Genomic DNA, 19,058 nt, shown 5'->3' with positions numbered 1-19,058 from the left:
TCGGCGACTTCTGACCGCAAGCCGCCGGTACTGCACGCACCCGGGTCAGGGCGTCGGTAACGCGTCTTGGTTCAGGTAGGTCTGGGTAGCAGCTCCTTTGAGGATCAGTTGCGCCGCCTTTTCGGCGATCATCAGGGTGGGGGAACACGTATTGCCGGAAGTTATCTGCGGCATGATCGAAGCATCGGCTACACGTAGACCGGGGATGCCATGCACGCGCAGCTGGTTATCCACAACGTCCATGGCACCGTTGCCCATGCGACAGGTACCGACCGGGTGGAAGATGGTGGTGCCGATCTTGCCAGCGGCCTCGAACAGTTCTTCCTCGCTTTGCAGCGCCGGGCCCGGCAAATATTCCTTGGGCTCGAAAGCGGCGAGGGCAGGGGCCTGGACGATGCGCCGGGTAAGGCGAATGGCATCGGCAGCAACACGCAAGTCCTGGGGAGCACTGAGGTAATTGGGATCGATCAGCGGCGTGCTGTTCATGTCGGTGCTGCAGATGTCGATGCGCCCACGGCTGGCCGGGCGCAGGTTGCACACCGAGGCAGTAAAGGCCGGGAACTGATGCAACGGCTCACCGAAGCGTTCCAGTGACAGCGGCTGTACGTGATACTGAAGGTTGGCGGTGGCCTGTTCGGGGCTTGAACGCACGAACGCGCCTAACTGGCTCGGCGCCATGGCCAGGGGCCCGCTACGGTCGTAGAGATAACGCAGGCCCATGCCCATCTTGCCCCATAGGCTGTTGGCCATCTGGTTCAAGGTGCGGGTGTTGCGGATCTGGTAGATCAGGCGCAGTTGCAGGTGGTCCTGCAAGTTGCCACCAACGCCGGGCATATCGTGGCGAACACCAATGCCCAAGCTTTCCAGCAACTGACGCGGACCGATGCCGGAGCGCTGGAGGATGCCCGGTGAACCAACCGCCCCAGCACAGAGGATGATCTCGCGACGCGCCGCAAACTCATGCCAGGCCCCTTGCCAGAGCGCCTTCACCGCCCTTGCGCGGGTGTTGTCGAGCAGTACCTGGTCAACCTGCACGCCAGTCAGCACGGTGAGGTTGGCGCGATCCTTGATCGGCCGCAGGAAGGCTTTGGAAGCGTTCCAACGTACACCACTGCGCTGGTTGACCTGAAAATATCCACAACCCTGGTTGTCGCCGGTGTTGAAATCCTCGACCTTGCCAATACCGCTCTGCTCGGCGGCATCACGGAAAGCATCAAGGATCGGCCAGCTGTAGCGTTGGCGCTCGACCCGCCATTCGCCCTCCGCGCCATGGTGCTCGCTGGCGCCGGCAAAGTGGTTTTCGCTGGCCTTGAACAGCGGCAACACATCTTTCCACGCCCAGCCGTCGTTGCCTTGCGCGGCCCAATGGTCATAGTCGGCGGCTTGGCCCCGCATGTAGATCATGCCGTTGATCGAAGAACAGCCACCTAGCACCTTGCCCCTTGGATAACCCAAAGCGCGACCACCGAGGCCAGGCTGTGCCTCGGTCTTGAAGCACCAGTCGGTGCGCGGGTTGCCGATGCAGTAGAGGTAACCGACGGGGATGTGGATCCAGGGATAATTGTCACGGCCACCCGCCTCCAGCAGCAGCACGCGGCAGGAAGGGTCGGCGGACAAACGATTGGCCAGCAGGCATCCGGCGGGACCGGCCCCTACCACCACGTAGTCGAAGACAGAATCGGCTGACGGCATGTGCAACCTCGCGCCTGTTTTTTATTCTTGTCCCGGTCCATCTTAGTGAGTAATTTCGTGGTGGAAACACGAGATTTCGCGCAGCCGCTGTGCGTTTTAGCACAGTGGCAAGCCTGTACCGACCTCTTCGCGGGCGCTCCCGCTCCCAACGGGACCACGTTGCCTTCAGGATGTTCAGCGCACCTGGACTGCCCGCGAAGAGGCCGGAACGAACTGCCAAAAAGGACAAGCATGTTCGACTGGAACGATCTGCGGTTTTTCCTCGAGTTGCAGCGCAGCGGCCGCCTGCTGACTGCCGCCAAGCGCCTGAACACGACCCACAGCACCGTGGCCCGGCATATCGAGAGCATCGAGCAGAGCCTGGGAACCGCGCTGTTCGTGCAGCATGCCCAGGGTTACGAGCTGACCCCCTCGGGCCAAGCCCTGCTCAAGCATGCCGAAGCCATGGAAAACGTCGCCCTGCTGGCGCAGGAAGAAATCACCCAGGCCATCACCCCGCTGGGCAAGATTCGCCTGGGGGTGACCGAAGGCATCGGCATCATGTTCTTCACCCCGCGCATGAACGCGTTGTTCGAGCGCTACCCCGGCCTGGAAGTGGAGTTGGTGGCGGTGCCGCGTTTCGTCAGCATCCTCAACCGCGAGGCAGAAATCAGCATCCATCTGGAGCGGCCCAACGCCGATCTGCTGATCACCCGCAAACTCACCGACTACCGCTTGGCGCTATACGCCAGCCAGGACTACCTGGACCGCGCGCCGCCATTGCGCCACCGCGAAGACCTGGCCCGGCACAGCTGGATCGGCTACGTCGACGATTTGCTGTTCAGCCAGGAACTGCTGTTTCTCAACAGTTTCTGCCGAGCACCCAACGTGGTGTTTCGCAGCACCAGCGTGATCGCCCAGCAAGCCGCTGCCCGCGCAGGGCTGGGCATCGCCGTGCTGCCCAATTACATGGCGCGCCACGACCCGACACTGGTGCGCGTGCTGCCGGGTGAGACCATCCAGCGCAGCTACTGGATCTGCACCCGCCGCGAGCTGCACAAGTCTGTGCGCCTGCGGGTGGTGTGGGACTACCTGCTGGCGTTGTGCGCGGCCGAACAGAGTGAGCTGCTAGCCCAGTAGCGCCTTGCCCGCCAACAACAGGGCAGCGACCCAACCTGCCACGGCAAACATCTGCTGCAGGCGCGGCCCGGCCAACCTGGCTGCCAAGGGTCGCGCCAGCAGCAGGCCGAGCACCGCGCCGACGGCAAACGGGGCGCCAACCTGCCAGTGCATGACGCCTGCAAGGCTGGCGCTGACCACACTGCCGGTAGAGACCAAGGCAATCACCGCCAGCGAGGTGGAGACGATGCTTGCCATGCGCAGGTTGGTGTAGCGGTTCAGGGCCGGGATAATGACGAACCCCCCACCCACGCCGAGCAGGCCGGACAACAACCCGGACAGGGCCCCCGTGAATGCCAGTGCGCGCGCGCAGGGCAGGGTCCAACGCAAACGCCCCTGCAGAGGGTTCAGCACACACGGCTCGATAAAGCGATGGGCGTCATTGGCTTCGCCACGCAGTTCTTTGGCCGCCTTGCGCCAGATGCGCAGGCAGGCATAAACCAGCACCCCGGCGAACGCCAACTGCAACGGTGTATTCGGCAGGCGGTGCGCCAGCATCAGCCCGAACGGCGCTGCTGCCACACCAACCAACGCAATGAACAGCGCGGCCCGATAACGCACCAGCCCTTGTCGCAAGCCCAGCACTGCGCCAACCGCCGCAGCCAAACCAACAGCCAACAGGCCGACCGGTGCCGCCTCGACCATCGATAGCCCCAGGCCGAACACCAGCAAAGGTACAGCGAGAATGCCACCGCCTGCGCCGGTCAGTGCCAGCACCGCGCCGATGATTGCGCCCAGGCCCGCTCCTAACAGTTGATGCTCGATCACTGCCCACCCTCGGCTACCAGTTGCGGGCGTGCCAACCACTCGCGCCCCTTGAGCATGCCTTGCCAGTACAACGGTGGTAGCGCCTGTGCTTTGAGCAGCCAGGCCAAGCGTGTTGGCTTGCGGCCATCCAGCAACCAATTGGGGAAGCTCGGTGCCAGCTTGCCGCCATAGGTGAACTCGGCCAAGACGATCTTGCCGCGCTCAACGGTAAGCGGGCACGAGCCATAGCCGTCGTACTGGGCCAGGGTTGCCAGCCTGCCCAGTGCCACCAGCACATTGTTGGCGACCACCGGTGCCTGCTTGCGGGCCGCCGCGGCGGTCTTGGCGTTGCTGGTGTTAGCCACGTCACCCAGGGCATGAACGTTGGTGTATTTGCGATGGCGCAGGGTATGCGGATCGACGTCGACCCAGCCGGAGCTATCGGCCAACGGGCTTTCGCGAATGAAGTCTGGCGCCACCTGTGGTGGTACCACGTGCAGCATGTCGAAGGCCTCGATCCGCGTTTCGCTGCTGCCATCGGGCAAGGTACGCAAGAATGTAGCGCGCTTGCCCGGGCCGTCTACGGCAACTAGCCGGTGGGAGAAGTTGAGGTCGACGGCGTATTTTTCGATGTACTTCATCAGCGCGGGCACGTAGTCGGCGACACCGAACAGTACGGCACCCGCATTGTAGAAGCTGGCTTTCACCGCCCCCAAATGACCATGGCGCAGCCAGTGGTCGCAAGACAGATACAGCGCCTTCTGTGGTGCACCGGCGCACTTGATCGGCATGGGCGGCTGGCTGAACACCGCCCGTCCTTGCTTGAGCTTCTGCACCAGTTCCCAGGTATAGGGCGCCAGGTCGTAGCGATAGTTGGAGGTGACACCGTTGCGGCCCAGGGTCTCGCTAAGCCCATCGATGGCTGCCCAGTCCAGCTTGAGGCCGGGGCAGACGATCAGCTGTTCATAGCTGATGGTACGACCATCATCGAGGATGACCAGCTGACCCAACGGGTCGAATCCCTGTACCCGCGCCTTGATCCAGCGAACACCGCGAGGAATGGTCGACGCCATGGTGCGGGCAGTGCTTGGGGCCTTGAACACACCGGCGCCGACCATGGTCCAGCCGGGTTGGTAGTAGTGCACTTCGGCAGGGTCGATCAAGGCGACGTCCAACGATGGGTCGCGGCTGATCAGACTGGAAGCAGTGGCGATACCGGCGGCACCGGCACCGACGATGACCACCTTGTGGTGGTCGGTATTGGCAGGGGACAACAAGGCAGGCATGGCGGCAAATCCTGGAAATCTGATTATGAGGGCAGGGCGGTTACAGCTTGTTCAGCGGGATCTTCAGATAGCTCACACCGTTCTCCTCCGGTGGGGGCAGTTGGCCGCTACGCATGTTCACCTGCACCGAAGGCAGGATGAGCACGGGCATTTCGAGCGTCTTGTCGCGGGCCTCGCGCATGGCTACGAAGCTGTCCTCATCGATACCCTGATGGATGTGAATGTTGTGGGCACGTTGCTCGGCGACAGTAGTGACGTACTGCATGTCGCGGCCACCCGGCAGGTAGTCGTGGCACATGAACAACCGAGTCTGGTCGGGGAAGGCCAGCAGGCGACGGATTGAGCGGTACAAGGTGCGGGCATCGGCCCCGGGAAAGTCGCAGCGGGCGGTGCCATAGTCGGGCATGAACAAGGTGTCTCCAACGAAGACCGCGATCTCGCCGGCATCCTCGATCATGAAACTCATGCACGCGGGTGTGTGCCCAGGTGTGTGCAGCGCCCGAGCCTGCAGGTTGCCAATCCGGAAGCCTTCCTCGTCTTCGAGCAGCACATCGAACTGGCTGCCATCTCGGGCGAAGCCGGGCTCTGCGTTGAACAAGGCGCCAAACACTTTCTGCACCTGGGTAATGTGCGCGCCGATAGCGGTATGGCCGCCCAGCTTTTCCTTCAGATAGGCAGCGGCTGAAAGATGGTCGGCGTGTACATGGGTTTCCAGCACCCACCGCACACTGGCATTCAGCTCGTTCACGCGCTCGATCAGGCGATCAGCCGAAGCACTGCAGGTACGCCCGGACTTGGGGTCGTAATCCAGCACGCTGTCGATCAATGCGCATTGTCGGGTTTCACGGTCCATGACCAGGTAGCTGATGGTCGAGGTCGCCTCGTCGTAAAAGGCGTCCACGTGAAGGTTGTTGCCGATGATCATCACGTTCTCCAATTTATCCGCCCCGCCTTGTACAGGCGTAGGCAGTGACAGGAGCTTTATCAAGATGCATGCCAGGCTTTTTGCCACTCACTGGCCAACAAAACCGGCCAGTTGCAGACAGTTGCCGATAAAACTGACAGCCCAGATGGCAGTCGACTGACAGCTAATGGCAGTGTTTGGCAGTCCTTGTTACCCTGCATCGGTCATCCATACGGTGCCGTCATGCCTGAAGCCCATCCTCTCATCCTAGCTCTGGTTTCCTACCTTGAGCACGATGCCCTCCCGACCATCGTGTTGGACACCGACTACAACATCCTCGCCGCCAATGCGGCCTATCGCCGTCAGTTTGGCCGGCATGATCAGGCCCCACTGGGCGAGAAGTGCCACAGGGTTTCGCATCACTACGCTGTGCCGTGCGACCAGGCTGGCGAACATTGCCCGATGCGCAAAGCGTGGGACAGCAAGGTACCGGAGCGGGTATTGCACATTCATCACACACCACGCGGCCCGGAGCATGTGGATGTCGAGTTGCGGCCGATCCTGGATGAACAGGGCAAGGTAGTGGCCTTTGTCGAACGCCTCACCACCATCACCCTCGCCTCGGCGCAGCCTCAGGAGCAAGGGTTGGTCGGCCGCGCGCCAACCTTCAAGGCCGCGCTGGCCAGCCTGCAGCGTGCGGCACCGGCGCAGATCCCGGTGTTGTTGCAGGGGGAGTCGGGGACCGGTAAGGAGCTGTTCGCCCGTGCAGTGCACATGGGCAGCCCCAGGGCCAACGGCCCGCTGGTAGTGGTCGACTGCACCGGCCTGACCGAGTCATTGTTCGAGAGTGAATTGTTCGGCTATGAGAAGGGCGCGTTCACCGGAGCGAATCAGCGCAAGATAGGCTTGGCCGAGGCGGCCCATGGCGGCACCCTGTTCCTCGACGAAATCGGTGAAGTGCCGCTGGCGATGCAGGTGAAGCTGCTGCGCCTGATCGAGTCCGGCAGTTTCCGTCCCGTGGGCAGCCTGCGCACTGTGCATTCGGATTTCCGCCTGATATCGGCCACCCACAAACCGCTCAAGAAAATGGTCGCGGATGGCTCTTTCCGTGAAGACCTTTACTACCGCATCAGCGGCTTCCCGATTCGTCTGCCTGCGTTACGCGAACGGGTGGAAGATCTACCGCTACTCGCCCAGAGCCTGCTGCAGCGCATGGCCGGCCAGCCGACGCCCAAGCTAAGTGAAGACGCCTTGCAGCAACTTGCGTTGCATCCGTTTCCGGGCAATATCCGCGAGCTGCGCAACATTCTGGAGCGCGCGCGTTTGTTTGCCGATGACGGTGTGATCAGACCGGAGCATTTGCCGGAAGACACCGGACTGGCTGGCGCAGCTAAAGGAAGCGGCCGTCGCATTGACCTGGGTGAATTGGCGCAGGCGCTGGAGCAGTTCAAGGGGTCGCGTAGCGAACTGGCCAGCCACCTAGGCATGAGTGAACGCACGCTGTATCGCCGCTTGAAAGCGCTCGGGCTGCACTGAAAGAACGGCAGACTTTACCGGACCTTTACCTGCGTCCTGACATTACAAGGGAAAAATCGTGGTCTGATCAGTTAACCGAATCTGGCAATCAATACGTGCCAGGCGATAACACGCAGAGGACCGCATCAAATGAAGAAAACCCTAACCGTGATCTGCGCCGCGCTCATACTCAGCGTACCGCTGGCCAGCTTCGCGCAGCCTGGCCCACCTGATCGACATGATGGCAGCCGATCGCACCAAGGCAACCCGCCACATGCTCAGCCGCACCAGCAGGGCCGCCATGACAACGGCCGCGGTCCTGCTTACCGAGATCCAAACTTCCGTCCACAGCACGGCATGCCGATACCTCATAAGCAGTGGCACCGTGGTCATGCCGTTGATCCACATTACCGTGGTGACCGTTACTGGGTAACCGACTGGAAAGCGCGCCACCTTTATGCGCCACCTCGTGATCATCGCTGGCTGTATGTGAATGGCGACTATGTGCTGGTGGCTATTGCCAGCGGTGTGATCGTGAACATTCTCACCGGCTACTGATTTTTTGCAGACACTAAAAAGCCCGCATCAGCGGGCTTCTTAGTGTCTGGCGACTTACACCTGATCAGAAGTCCAGGTTCGAGACCGACAGCGCGTTACTTTCGATGAAGTCACGACGCGGCTCGACCGCATCACCCATCAGGGTGTTGAAGATCTGGTCAGCAGCAATGGCATCTTCGATCGTGACCTTGAGCATGCGGCGAACGGTCGGGTCCATGGTGGTTTCCCACAGCTGGTCCGGGTTCATCTCACCCAGCCCTTTGTATCGCTGAATCGTATGGCGCTTGGTGGTCTCGTTCATCAGCCAATCCAGGCCCTCTTTGAACTCGACGATTGCCTTGCGACGTTCACCGCGCTGTACGTACGCACCTTCACCCAACAGGCTCGACAGCTTGGCACCAATGTTGACTACGGTACGGTAGTCATTGCTGCCGAAGAAGTCGCGGTTGAACGTGATGTAGCTGGCTAAGCCATGGGAGGTGATCTCTACTTCAGGCAGCCATACGTTGCGCTCTTTGTCTTCACGCAGGCTGGCGTTGTAAGCCAAGCCAGACTTCTGATTGGAGTTCAGACGCGCCTGGAACTGGGCCAGCCAGGCCTGCATCACAGCGTGGTCGCCCAACTGCTCCAGAGTCACCTCCGGCAGGTAGACGAAGTGCTCAGTCAGCTCTTCCGGGTACAAGCGCGACAGGCGCTTGAGGGTCTTCATGACACTACGGAACTCATTCACCAGCGCTTCCAGCTGCACACCAGAAACTGCTGGCGCGGATTCGTCCAGGTGCAGGCTGGCATCTTCCAGAGCCGACTGGGTCATGTACTCTTCCATGGCCTCATCGTCCTTGATGTACTGCTCCTGCTTGCCTCTCTTCACCTTGTACAGCGGTGGCTGGGCAATATAGATGTAGCCACGCTCGACCAGCTCCGGCAGCTGACGGAAGAAGAAGGTCAGCAGCAGCGTACGGATGTGCGAACCGTCAACGTCAGCATCGGTCATGATGATGATGTTGTGATAACGCAGTTTATCGATGTTGTACTCTTCGCGGCCGATACCACAGCCCAGCGCGGTGATCAGCGTGCCCACTTCCTGGGAAGAAATCATCTTGTCGAAGCGCGCTTTCTCGACGTTGAGGATTTTACCCTTCAGCGGCAAGATCGCCTGGGTACGACGGTTGCGGCCTTGCTTGGCCGAGCCACCCGCAGAGTCACCCTCCACCAGGTACAGTTCGGAGAGGGCAGGATCCTTCTCTTGGCAGTCCGCCAGTTTGCCCGGCAGGCCAGCGATATCCAGCGCACCTTTACGACGGGTCATCTCACGAGCTTTACGTGCAGCTTCACGGGCGCGAGCAGCGTCGATCATCTTGCCAACGACGGCCTTGGCCTCGTTCGGGTTTTCCAACAGGAAATCGGCGAAGAACTTGTTCATCTCCTGTTCCACGGCGGTTTTCACCTCCGAGGAGACCAGCTTGTCTTTGGTCTGCGAGCTGAACTTCGGATCCGGTACCTTTACCGAGATGATCGCGGTCAGGCCTTCACGGGCGTCGTCGCCAGTGGTTGCCACCTTGTTCTTCTTGGCCAGGCCTTCCTGCTCGATGTAGTTGTTAAGGCTACGGGTCAGCGAGGAACGGAAGCCCACCAGGTGGGTACCGCCATCACGTTGCGGAATGTTGTTGGTGAAGCACAGCAGGTTTTCGTTGAAGCTGTCGTTCCATTGCAGGGCGACTTCAACACCCACGCCATCGTCACGCTGAACGTTGAAGTGGAAAACCTGAGAGTTGACCGGCGTCTTGTTGGTGTTCAAGTACTCGACGAACGCACGCAGGCCGCCTTCGTACTTGAAGAACTCTTCCTTACCGCTGCGCTCATCCTTCAGCAGAATGCCGACGCCCGAGTTGAGGAACGACAGTTCGCGGATACGCTTGGCCAGGATGTCCCAGCTGAAGTGAATGTTCTTGAAGGTTTCAGCCGATGGCTTGAAGTGGATGTGGGTACCCGTGGTTTCACTGTCACCAACAACCGCCATAGGTGCTTGTGGAACACCGTGAACGTAAGTCTGTTCCCAGATCTTGCCGCTACGGCGAACGGTCAGAACCAGCTTTTCGGACAGGGCGTTCACAACCGACACACCTACACCGTGCAGACCGCCGGATACTTTGTAGGAGTTGTCGTCGAACTTACCGCCGGCGTGCAGCACAGTCATGATGACCTCGGCTGCGGAAACGCCTTCTTCCTTATGCACATCGACCGGAATGCCGCGCCCGTTGTCGCGCACACTGATAGATTCGTCCGGGTGGATGATGACAGTGATGTCATCGCAGTGACCGGCGAGGGCTTCGTCGATCGAGTTGTCGACCACCTCGAAGACCATGTGGTGCAGGCCACTACCATCATCGGTGTCGCCAATGTACATGCCGGGACGCTTGCGTACGGCATCCAAACCTTTCAGCACCTTGATGCTGGAGGAGTCGTACGTTTGATTTTCGCTCATGCCTTCACTCCCGATGGTCGTGGGTCTGGGTGATACGGCCTTGTTCCACGTGGAACAAAGCAACTGGCGTTTCCGTCTGCCAGCCTTCCCTCAGTAATTCGTGATCTACACAGGTGATGAACACCTGGCAGCGTAATTCTTCAAGCAAGCGGCACAGTGCGCGGCGATGCTGGTCATCCAGTTCGGACGGCAAGTCATCCACGAGATAAATACAGTGACCGCGGCGAGCCTGACTAACGAGATGGCCTTGGGCAATGCGCAATGCGCACACCACCAACTTTTGCTGACCACGCGAAAGGATGTCGGCTGCGTTGTTGCCAGCCAACCGCAAACGCAGATCAGCACGCTGCGGACCGGCTTGGGTATGGCCCATCTGCTGATCGCGAAGGAGAGAGGAGGCGAGTACTTCTTGCAGTTCGCGGTCCTTGTCCCAGCCTCGGTAGTAGCTTAGGGTCAACCCGTCCAGCTCGACCAGTTCGCTCAGGGTTCGCTCGAAGACGGGCTTCAAGGCCTTGATGTAGTTGCGACGGTATTCATCTATTTCCGCGCTAGCCAGGCACAATTCCCGGTCCCAGGCGGCTTGCGAAGCTGGGTCAAGTGTACCATGACGCAACCATGAGTTCCGCTGCCGCAGCGCCTTCTGAAGGCGTTGCCAGGCTGGCAGAAAACGAGGTTCCACGTGGAACACCCCCCAATCCAGAAACTGGCGGCGTATTTTGGGGGCACCTTCAAGCAGCCGGAAGCTGTCTGGGTTGATGAGCTGCAGCGGCAGTAACTCAGCCAATTGCGCGGCGCTGCGCGCATTCTGCCCATCGATGCGGATAGTGAACTCCCCTTGTCGCTCACGGGACACACCCAGGTTGCTCGTGCCCCCCTCCGTCAGCTGCACCTCGCCGAACACCGTACAGGCAGATTGTTCGTACTGAATAACCGGATTCAGGCGGGTGCTGCGAAATGAACGGGCCAGGCCGAGCAAATGCACGGCTTCGAGCACGCTGGTCTTGCCGCTGCCGTTGGAGCCGTAAAGGATGTTGATGCGGGGGGAGGGTAAGAGTGTCACCGGGTGCAAGTTGCGCACCGCGGTGACCATGATACGTCGAAGGGACATTTCGCCTGCTACAGGTTACAGGCGCATCGGCATGACAACGTAGGAAGAATCGTCATTGCCAGCTTCCTGCAGCAGCGCACTGCTGTTTGAGTCGGACAGGATCAGACGAACTTGCTCAGTAGTCATCACGCCCAGCACGTCCAGCAAGTAGCTGACGTTGAAACCAATTTCCAGCGAGCTACCTTCGTAGTCCACGCTGATTTCTTCTTCAGCTTCTTCCTGCTCGGGGTTATTAGCCTGGATCTTCAGTTGTCCGGCAGCCAGTTGCAGGCGAATACCACGGTACTTCTCGTTGGAGAGAATCGCAGTACGGCTGAAGGCTTCACGCAGCGCCTGGCGGTCTCCGACAACCAGCTTGTCACCGCCTTTGGGCAGTACGCGCTCGTAGTCCGGGAATTTGCCGTCCACCAGCTTGGAGGTAAAGGTGAACTCGCCAGTAGTGGCGCGAATGTGATGCTGACCCAGCACGATGCTGACCATGCCTTCTGGGTCTGTCAGCAGGCGCGCCAACTCCAGGATACCTTTACGCGGCACGATGACCTGGTGTCGATCCTCCTGCTCGATCGGCGCGCTCATCGAGCAAAGCGCCAAGCGGTGACCGTCAGTGGATACGGCGCGCAACGTGTTGCGGGAAACCTCAAGCAGCATGCCGTTAAGGTAGTAGCGCACATCCTGCTGGGCCATGGCGAAGCTGGTTCGCTCGATCAGGCGGCGCAGCTTACTCTGCTCCAGATTGCAGGTCAGCGAACCCGGGCCTTCTTCCACAGTCGGGAAGTCGTTGGCAGGCAGGGTCGACAGGGTGAAGCGGCTGCGGCCGGCCTTTACCAACAATTTCTGCTCATCGACCTTGATATCGATCAGGGCGTCGTTAGGCAGGCTTTTGCAGATGTCCATCAGCTTGCGCGCCGGAACAGTGATTTCGCCAGGCTCGGCCGGCTCATCCAGTTGCACGCGGCCTACGAGTTCGACTTCCAGGTCGGTACCGGTCAACGACAGTTGCTGGCCTTGTACGACCAGCAATACGTTGGACAGGACCGGCAAGGTCTGACGGCGCTCGACGACACCGGCGACCAGTTGCAGGGGTTTCAACAGGGCTTCGCGTTGAATGGTGAAATGCATGGTCTAGTCCCTTGCCTTCAATTAGCTGCGCAGACGGCCATCAGGTCGTCAGCGTCCGCAGCAGGTTCTTGTAGTCCTCGCGGATGTCCGCGTCGGATTCCTTCAGTTCATTGATTTTGCGGCAGGCGTGCAGCACGGTCGTATGGTCGCGACCACCGAACATGTCGCCGATTTCCGGCAGACTGTGGTTGGTCAACTCCTTGGACAGGGCCATGGCTACCTGACGCGGGCGCGCGACAGAACGCGAACGACGCTTGGACAACAGATCGGAGATCTTGATCTTGTAGTACTCAGCGACGGTACGCTGAATGTTATCCACACTGACCAGTTTGTCTTGCAGCGCCAACAGATCCTTGAGCGATTCACGAATCAGCTCGATGGTGATGTCACGCCCCATGAAGTGCGAGTGAGCGATAACCCGCTTCAGTGCACCTTCCAGCTCACGGACGTTGGATCGGATGCGCTGAGCGATGAAAAAGGCTGCGTCATGCGGGAGCTCGACTTTGGCCTGGTCGGCCTTCTTCATCAGGATTGCTACGCGGGTCTCCAGCTCTGGCGGCTCGACAGCCACCGTCAGCCCCCAACCAAAGCGCGACTTCAGACGCTCTTCCAGGCCTTCGATTTCCTTGGGATAGCGGTCAGAGGTAAGAATTACCTGCTGGCCACCCTCAAGCAAGGCGTTGAAGGTGTGGAAAAACTCTTCCTGCGAGCGCTCTTTGCGAGCGAAAAACTGGATATCGTCGATCAACAACGCGTCCACCGAGCGGTAGAAGCGCTTGAATTCGTTGATGGCATTGAGCTGCAACGCTTTGACCATGTCCGCGACGAAACGCTCCGAATGCAGGTACACCACCTTGGCGTTCGGGTTCTTCTTCAGCAGATGGTTACCCACAGCATGCATAAGGTGGGTTTTACCCAAACCCACGCCGCCGTAAAGGAACAGTGGGTTGTAGCCATGCTTGGGATTGTCCGCAACCTGCCAGGCAGCCGCGCGGGCGAGCTGGTTCGACTTGCCTTCGACGAAAGTGTCAAAGGTAAAGGTCCGGTTCAGGTAACTGGTGTGCTTGAGCGCACCTTCAACCTGCACGGTGCGCTGTTCAGCCCGACCACCACTGGGCGGCGGCGCAGCGGGCTCTGCCATGGCATCAAAGCTGTCACGCGAAGACGTCTCGACCAGTACAGGCTCGGCCGCGGCCACGGCAACGGGTTCAACCGCTGCTGCCGGGGCCGCCTTGTGTGCCTGGGTCTGCGCCAGCGAAGCCGCAACGGCAGCGCTGACCGGAGCGTTGGGCGCAGCCCTTGGGGCCGAGCTGCGGCGGCTACCTATTAATAAGGAAAGGGCAGGTGCAATGCCGCTACCGTTCTCCCCCAACAGCTCGAGCAAGCGACCCAGGTACTTTTCATTGACCCAATCGAGAACGAAACGGTTAGGCGCATAGACGCGCAACTCGTCGCCTTCGGCTTCGACCTGTAGCGGACGGATCCAGGTGTTGAATTGCTGGGCAGGCAGTTCATCGCGCAGAAGCTCCACGCACTGCTGCCAAAGTTCCACTGACACGGATATCCCCTGAGTTTGAAAGCCGGATGAGGCAAAAACAAACCGCCATTGTACCGGTCGAGCGTTCAGTTATCCACATGTGGACACGTTAGGAACCATGACAAAACAGCCATTTATCGACCAAAACGGCTTTCTGCCTCTGTGAATAAGACCTGTGGATAACGGCCCATGAGGTCTATGCACAACCCTGGGTACCAGCCTGTTGATAACTTCACTGTGGATAAACTGCATTTTCATCCACAGCTTTCGCCCACGATGGGAACAGTCGCAGCACCGGTTCAGAACAAAGTTGTAAAACTCTGTACATCACGTAAATCATGGCCTAGCGATTGTTATCCACAGAAGGTTATCCACCTAAGATTTATAAGTTCTTCAGAAAAGCTTTTTATATCTCTCTTCTTTTTTTTCATGTTGTCCCCGATTCGTGTGTCCGATCAAGCACCCTTTGGCACGAACCAGGAGGCACCGTCCATCACAGCTCTATATGGAATGACTGGTTGGAAATTGACCTATGGGCTTGCTTTCTCTAGAATCGCCGGTCTCTTAAAAAGGGGGCCATCCCGGCCCGTCGTCGACAAACCAGGTAACACGCCATGAAACGTACTTTCCAACCAAGCACCATCAAGCGCGCCCGCACCCACGGTTTCCGTGCCCGTATGGCTACCAAGAACGGCCGTGCTGTTCTGTCGCGTCGTCGTGCCAAAGGCCGTAAGCGTCTGGCCATTTGATTTTTCGGCACAGGTGGTGAGTCAGGACTTCAGTCGGGAAAAGCGACTGCTTACACCCCGACACTTCAAAGCGGTCTTCGACTCCCCAACCGGCAAGGTTCCAGGGAAAAACCTGCTGATCCTTGCTCGCGAGAACGGCCTCGATCACCCACGCCTTGGCTTGGTAATCGGCAAGAAGAGTGTCAAGCTCGCCGTTCAACGCAACCGCCTCAAGCGCTTGATGCGCGATTCCTTTCGTCTGAACCAGCAATTGCTTGCTGGCCTGGACATCGTGATCGTCGCGCGCAAGGGATTGGGTGAGATAGAAAACCCGGAATTGCACCAACACTTTGGCAAGCTCTGGAAACGCCTGGCACGCAGCCGGCCGACACCAGCAGTCACCGCCAATTCCGCAGGGGTAGACAGCCAAGATGCGTAAACTGGCACTCGTTCCGATCCAGTTTTACCGTTACGCCATTAGTCCTCTGATGGCCAATCACTGTCGGTTTTTCCCCAGTTGCTCCTGTTACGCGTATGAAGCCATCGAAAACCATGGCATCTGGCGTGGTGGGTGGCTGGCCGTTCGTCGCCTGGGGCGTTGTCATCCGTGGAATGACGGCGGTTTCGACCCCGTTCCACCCGCTCCTTCCTCCCGAACTTCTTCGATAGCCGAGTAATCATGGATATTAAACGCACGATCCTGATCGCCGCGCTGGCAGTCGTGTCCTACGTCATGGTCCTGAAGTGGAACGATGACTACGGCCAGGCTGCCCTGCCGACTCAGAATACTGCTGCCAGCACTGTTGCTCCGGGCTTGCCCGATGGCGTGCCGGCCGGTAACAACGGTGCCAGCGCCGATGTACCGAGCGCCAACGCCGAATCGAGCCCTGCCGAACTGGCACCGGTCGCACTCAGCAAGGACCTGATCCGAGTCAAGACCGACGTTCTGGAACTGGCTATCGATCCGGTCGGTGGTGACATCGTCCAGCTGAACCTGCCGAAGTACCCACGCCGTCAAGACCACCCGAACATTCCATTCCAGTTGTTCGACAACGGTGGTGAGCGTGTTTACCTGGCACAAAGCGGTCTGACCGGCACCGACGGTCCGGATGCCCGCGCCAGCGGCCGTCCCCTGTATGCTGCCGAACAGAAGAGCTACCAGCTGGCCGACGGCCAGGAACAACTGGTGGTAGATCTGAAGTTCAGTGACAACGGCGTCAACTACATCAAGCGTTTCAGCTTCAAGCGCGGTGAGTACGACCTGAATGTCAGCTATCTGATCGACAACCAGAGCAGCCAGGCGTGGAGCGGCAACATGTTTGCCCAGCTCAAGCGTGATGCCAGCGGCGATCCGTCCTCCAGTACTGCCACCGGTACCGCTACCTACCTGGGTGCCGCCCTGTGGACAGCTTCCGAGCCTTACAAAAAGGTCTCGATGAAGGACATCGACAAAGGTAGTTTGAAAGAAAATGTGTCCGGCGGCTGGGTTGCCTGGCTGCAGCACTACTTCGTGACCGCCTGGATTCCAGCCAAGTCGGACAACAACGTTGTCCAGACCCGCAAGGATAGCCAAGGCAACTACATCATCGGCTACACCGGCCCAGTTATCAGCGTACCGGCTGGCGGCAAGGTCGAAACCAGCGCCATGCTGTACGCTGGCCCGAAGATCCAGTCCAAGCTGAAAGAGTTGTCCCCAGGCCTGGAATTGACCGTCGACTACGGCTTCCTGTGGTTTATCGCCCAGCCGATCTTCTGGCTGCTGCAACATATCCACAGCCTGCTGGGTAACTGGGGCTGGTCGATCATCGTGCTGACCATGTTGATCAAAGGCCTGTTCTTCCCGCTGTCGGCTGCCAGCTACCGCTCGATGGCCCGTATGCGTGCCGTTGCACCTAAGCTCGCCGCACTCAAGGAACGCTTCGGTGACGATCGCCAGAAGATGTCCCAGGCGATGATGGAGCTTTACAAGAAAGAGAAGATCAACCCGCTGGGCGGCTGCCTGCCGATCCTGGTGCAAATGCCGGTATTCCTGGCCCTGTACTGGGTATTGCTGGAAAGCGTGGAAATGCGCCAGGCCCCATGGATACTGTGGATTACCGACCTGTCGATCAAGGATCCGTTCTTCATCCTGCCGATCATCATGGGCGCCACCATGTTCATCCAGCAGCGCCTGAACCCGACACCGCCGGATCCGATGCAGGCCAAGGTGATGAAAATGATGCCAATCATCTTCACCTTCTTCTTCCTGTGGTTCCCTGCCGGTCTGGTGCTGTACTGGGTTGTGAACAACTGCCTGTCGATTTCACAGCAGTGGTACATCACTCGCCGTATCGAAGCAGCTACCAAAAAAGCTGCTGCTTGACGGGCTAATACGCTAGCCTGTGAATAAAAAACGCCCCCTAGTGGGGCGTTTTTGCTATCTGTCGTTTTGTCGTAGAGGCTTTCGAGCATGAACACTGTGCGTGAAACCATCGCCGCCATCGCCACGGCCCAGGGCCGTGGTGGTGTGGGTATTGTCAGGTTGTCCGGCCCTCTGGCTGCCAAGGCCGGCCTGTTGATCACCGGCCGCACCCTGACCCCGCGGCATGCCCATTACGGCCCATTCCGCGACGATGACGGGCTGGTGCTGGACGAAGGGATTGCGTTGTTCTTTCCTGGGCCTAATTCGTTCACTGGCGAGGACGTGCTTGAACTGCAGGGTCACGGCGGTCCTGTGGTGCTGGACATGCTGCTGCAGCGCTGTGTACAAGTCGGCTGTCGTCTGGCCCGCCCGGGCGAATTCAGCGAGCGCGCTTTCCTCAACGACAAGCTCGACCTGGCTCAGGCCGAAGCCATCGCCGACCTGATCGAGGCGAGTTCCAGCCAGGCAGCGCGCAACGCCCTGCGCTCGCTGCAAGGGGAATTCTCCAGGCGTGTGCACAGCCTCACCGAGGCGTTGATTGCCCTGCGTATTTACGTCGAGGCGGCGATCGACTTTCCTGAGGAAGAGATCGACTTCCTTGCCGATGGCCACGTGCTGTCGATGCTTGATGCCGTGCGCAGCGAGTTATCCACTGTGCAGCGCGAGGCCGGGCAAGGCGCCTTGCTGCGCGACGGCATGACGGTAGTCATTGCCGGCCGGCCGAATGCCGGTAAATCAAGCTTGCTGAACCAGCTGGCCGGACGGGAAGCAGCCATTGTCACGGACATCGCCGGTACCACGCGGGATATCCTGCGCGAACATATCCACATCGACGGCATGCCGCTGCACGTTGTCGATACTGCCGGCTTGCGCGATACCGATGACCATGTGGAAAAGATCGGTGTGGAACGTGCCCTGAAGGCAATTGGCGAGGCAGACCGCGTTCTGCTCGTGGTCGACTCCACTGCGCCCGAGGCCAGCGATCCGTTCGCTCTCTGGCCTGAGTTTCTCGCTCAGCGGCCGGATCCGGCCAAAGTCACGCTGATTCGCAACAAGGCCGACCTGAGTGGTGAGCGGGTAGCGCTGGAACAGTGCGATGACGGCCACGTGACCATTACCCTCAGCGCCAAGGGCGACGACACAGGGCTGCAACTGCTCCGTGAGCATCTGAAGGGCTGTATGGGTTACGAACAGACTGCAGAGAGTGGATTCAGCGCCCGCCGGCGCCATCTGGATGCCTTGCGCCAGGCCAGCGAGCACCTGGAGCACGGCCGTGCACAATTGACCTTGGCGGGCGCAGGAGAGCTTCTGGCTGAGGACTTACGCCAGGCACAGCATGCGCTGGGGGAAATCACAGGAGCATTCAGCTCGGATGACCTGCTTGGGCGGATTTTCTCCAGCTTCTGCATCGGCAAGTAATCCACAGCCTGGCAAGGTCAAGCGCCGCTCCTTAGGGAGCGGCTTTTTTTTGCCTGAAATTCGTTGCAGAAGCTGAATGCAGGCCGATGACCCAAGCACCCATGTGAGCGGGCGGGCCCGCGAAGAAGCCCTTACAAGCACCAGATCTCTGCGGATGTACCCATCCTTTCGCGGGCTCGACCGCTTCAACCTGATCATGTCTGCCCGCCAGCGCGATGAATTTTTCATGCCCGGCTTGAAAACTGTGCTCAGGAGCCCTGTGGAAAAGTCGCCTTCAGCTCAGTTGATAAGCGGGCTTTTTTTCTGAGGAAAAAACCGCCTGTGGGTAAACAGGCATTTAATCCACAGGCTAAATGGCGTTATCCATAGCCCTCATGCCACTCCAGACACAGGGTTTAATT

Annotated in this window: 16 protein-coding genes; 8 read left to right on the top strand and 8 right to left on the bottom strand. The window is 59.4% G+C overall.

Features of this window, described 5'->3' with window-relative positions:
• Positions 1 to 45 precede the first annotated feature (45 nt).
• The gene (locus tag ACF8GF_RS14715; RefSeq protein ID WP_176682970.1) at positions 46 to 1,692 is read right to left on the bottom strand and encodes a GMC family oxidoreductase; all 1,647 of its coding nucleotides are present in this window, start codon (positions 1,690 to 1,692) and stop codon (positions 46 to 48) included.
• 231 nt (positions 1,693 to 1,923) lie between these two features.
• On the opposite strand from ACF8GF_RS14715, the gene ACF8GF_RS14710 reads away from it, so the two are divergent.
• Positions 1,924 to 2,811: a LysR family transcriptional regulator gene (locus tag ACF8GF_RS14710; RefSeq protein WP_021784548.1), complete on the top strand. Its 888-nt coding sequence runs from the start codon at positions 1,924 to 1,926 to the stop codon at positions 2,809 to 2,811.
• Here ACF8GF_RS14710 and ACF8GF_RS14705 read toward each other — a convergent pair.
• The 3 genes from ACF8GF_RS14705 to ACF8GF_RS14695 are packed head-to-tail and all read right to left on the bottom strand — an operon-like array spanning position 2,800 to position 5,808.
• Entirely contained in the window at positions 2,800 to 3,618 is an 819-nt protein-coding gene (locus ACF8GF_RS14705; RefSeq protein ID WP_392461457.1) for a sulfite exporter TauE/SafE family protein, read from the bottom strand. The genes ACF8GF_RS14710 and ACF8GF_RS14705 overlap by 12 nt on opposite strands.
• Positions 3,615 to 4,883 carry an FAD/NAD(P)-binding oxidoreductase gene (locus tag ACF8GF_RS14700; protein ID WP_176682968.1) on the bottom strand — a complete coding sequence of 423 codons (1,269 nt, stop codon included), beginning with the start codon at positions 4,881 to 4,883 and terminating at the stop codon, positions 3,615 to 3,617. The genes ACF8GF_RS14705 and ACF8GF_RS14700 overlap by 4 nt, the downstream gene beginning before the upstream one ends.
• A gap of 40 nt (positions 4,884 to 4,923) precedes the next feature.
• Positions 4,924 to 5,808: an MBL fold metallo-hydrolase gene (locus ACF8GF_RS14695; RefSeq protein WP_176682967.1), complete on the bottom strand. Its 885-nt coding sequence runs from the start codon at positions 5,806 to 5,808 to the stop codon at positions 4,924 to 4,926.
• A gap of 222 nt (positions 5,809 to 6,030) precedes the next feature.
• Here ACF8GF_RS14695 and ACF8GF_RS14690 point away from each other — a divergent pair, with 222 nt between their 5' ends.
• The gene (locus tag ACF8GF_RS14690; protein WP_392487811.1) at positions 6,031 to 7,323 is read left to right on the top strand and encodes a sigma-54 interaction domain-containing protein; all 1,293 of its coding nucleotides are present in this window, start codon (positions 6,031 to 6,033) and stop codon (positions 7,321 to 7,323) included.
• A gap of 129 nt (positions 7,324 to 7,452) precedes the next feature.
• A complete protein-coding gene (locus ACF8GF_RS14685; protein WP_392487810.1) occupies positions 7,453 to 7,860 on the top strand; it encodes an RcnB family protein in 408 nt (135 codons plus the stop codon).
• Positions 7,861 to 7,924: 64 nt separating this feature from the next.
• Here ACF8GF_RS14685 and gyrB read toward each other — a convergent pair whose 3' ends face one another.
• Genes gyrB through dnaA form a run of 4 tightly spaced genes read right to left on the bottom strand, consistent with a single transcriptional unit; the run spans position 7,925 to position 14,130 of the window.
• Entirely contained in the window at positions 7,925 to 10,345 is a 2,421-nt protein-coding gene (gene gyrB / locus ACF8GF_RS14680) for a DNA topoisomerase (ATP-hydrolyzing) subunit B (protein WP_103469538.1), read from the bottom strand.
• 4 nt (positions 10,346 to 10,349) lie between these two features.
• Positions 10,350 to 11,453, bottom strand: a complete 1,104-nt coding sequence (gene recF / locus ACF8GF_RS14675) for a DNA replication/repair protein RecF (RefSeq protein WP_176682964.1) — start codon at positions 11,451 to 11,453, stop codon at positions 10,350 to 10,352.
• A 15-nt stretch (positions 11,454 to 11,468) separates the two neighbouring features.
• Positions 11,469 to 12,572: a DNA polymerase III subunit beta gene (gene dnaN / locus ACF8GF_RS14670; protein ID WP_021785316.1), complete on the bottom strand. Its 1,104-nt coding sequence runs from the start codon at positions 12,570 to 12,572 to the stop codon at positions 11,469 to 11,471.
• Positions 12,573 to 12,612: 40 nt separating this feature from the next.
• A complete protein-coding gene (gene dnaA / locus ACF8GF_RS14665; RefSeq protein WP_392461463.1) occupies positions 12,613 to 14,130 on the bottom strand; it encodes a chromosomal replication initiator protein DnaA in 1,518 nt (505 codons plus the stop codon).
• 593 nt (positions 14,131 to 14,723) lie between these two features.
• Between dnaA and rpmH the strand changes: the two genes are divergently transcribed.
• From rpmH to mnmE, 5 genes are all read left to right on the top strand, one after another.
• Entirely contained in the window at positions 14,724 to 14,858 is a 135-nt protein-coding gene (gene rpmH, locus ACF8GF_RS14660) for a 50S ribosomal protein L34 (protein WP_003253163.1), read from the top strand.
• Between the two features lie 13 nt (positions 14,859 to 14,871).
• Entirely contained in the window at positions 14,872 to 15,276 is a 405-nt protein-coding gene (rnpA, locus tag ACF8GF_RS14655; protein WP_003253166.1) for a ribonuclease P protein component, read from the top strand.
• Positions 15,269 to 15,514, top strand: coding sequence for a membrane protein insertion efficiency factor YidD (gene yidD, locus ACF8GF_RS14650; protein ID WP_003253169.1), 246 nt, complete (start codon positions 15,269 to 15,271; stop codon positions 15,512 to 15,514). The genes rnpA and yidD overlap by 8 nt, the downstream gene beginning before the upstream one ends.
• 2 nt (positions 15,515 to 15,516) lie before the next feature.
• Positions 15,517 to 17,199: a membrane protein insertase YidC gene (gene yidC, locus ACF8GF_RS14645; protein ID WP_176682962.1), complete on the top strand. Its 1,683-nt coding sequence runs from the start codon at positions 15,517 to 15,519 to the stop codon at positions 17,197 to 17,199.
• Positions 17,200 to 17,286: 87 nt separating this feature from the next.
• Positions 17,287 to 18,657 (top strand): tRNA uridine-5-carboxymethylaminomethyl(34) synthesis GTPase MnmE, encoded by a 1,371-nt coding sequence (mnmE, locus tag ACF8GF_RS14640; RefSeq protein WP_176682961.1) that lies wholly within the window; start codon positions 17,287 to 17,289, stop codon positions 18,655 to 18,657.
• The last annotated feature ends 401 nt before the right edge of the window (positions 18,658 to 19,058 follow it).

It is taken from the genome of Pseudomonas sp. yb_5 (genome assembly GCF_043103865.1).
GTDB lineage: Bacteria > Pseudomonadota > Gammaproteobacteria > Pseudomonadales > Pseudomonadaceae > Aquipseudomonas > Aquipseudomonas putida_Y.
Note: the sequence above shows the minus strand (reverse complement) of the source record. Positions and strands in the feature narration are given on the sequence as shown.

Excerpts from the sequence above, each read along its gene's own strand:
- ACF8GF_RS14690 (WP_392487811.1), top strand. The coding sequence starts at position 6,031 with ATGCCTGAAGCCCATCCTCTCATCCTAGCTCTGGTTTCCTACCTTGAG.
- rpmH (WP_003253163.1), top strand. The coding sequence starts at position 14,724 with ATGAAACGTACTTTCCAACCAAGCACCATCAAGCGCGCCCGCACCCAC.
- gyrB (WP_103469538.1), bottom strand. The coding sequence starts at position 10,345 with ATGAGCGAAAATCAAACGTACGACTCCTCCAGCATCAAGGTGCTGAAA.
- ACF8GF_RS14695 (WP_176682967.1), bottom strand. The coding sequence starts at position 5,808 with ATGATCATCGGCAACAACCTTCACGTGGACGCCTTTTACGACGAGGCG.
- yidD (WP_003253169.1), top strand. The coding sequence starts at position 15,269 with ATGCGTAAACTGGCACTCGTTCCGATCCAGTTTTACCGTTACGCCATT.
- ACF8GF_RS14715 (WP_176682970.1), bottom strand. The coding sequence starts at position 1,692 with ATGCCGTCAGCCGATTCTGTCTTCGACTACGTGGTGGTAGGGGCCGGT.
- recF (WP_176682964.1), bottom strand. The coding sequence starts at position 11,453 with ATGTCCCTTCGACGTATCATGGTCACCGCGGTGCGCAACTTGCACCCG.
- dnaN (WP_021785316.1), bottom strand. The coding sequence starts at position 12,572 with ATGCATTTCACCATTCAACGCGAAGCCCTGTTGAAACCCCTGCAACTG.
- mnmE (WP_176682961.1), top strand. The coding sequence starts at position 17,287 with ATGAACACTGTGCGTGAAACCATCGCCGCCATCGCCACGGCCCAGGGC.
- ACF8GF_RS14700 (WP_176682968.1), bottom strand. The coding sequence starts at position 4,883 with ATGCCTGCCTTGTTGTCCCCTGCCAATACCGACCACCACAAGGTGGTC.
- ACF8GF_RS14710 (WP_021784548.1), top strand. The coding sequence starts at position 1,924 with ATGTTCGACTGGAACGATCTGCGGTTTTTCCTCGAGTTGCAGCGCAGC.
- ACF8GF_RS14685 (WP_392487810.1), top strand. The coding sequence starts at position 7,453 with ATGAAGAAAACCCTAACCGTGATCTGCGCCGCGCTCATACTCAGCGTA.
- yidC (WP_176682962.1), top strand. The coding sequence starts at position 15,517 with ATGGATATTAAACGCACGATCCTGATCGCCGCGCTGGCAGTCGTGTCC.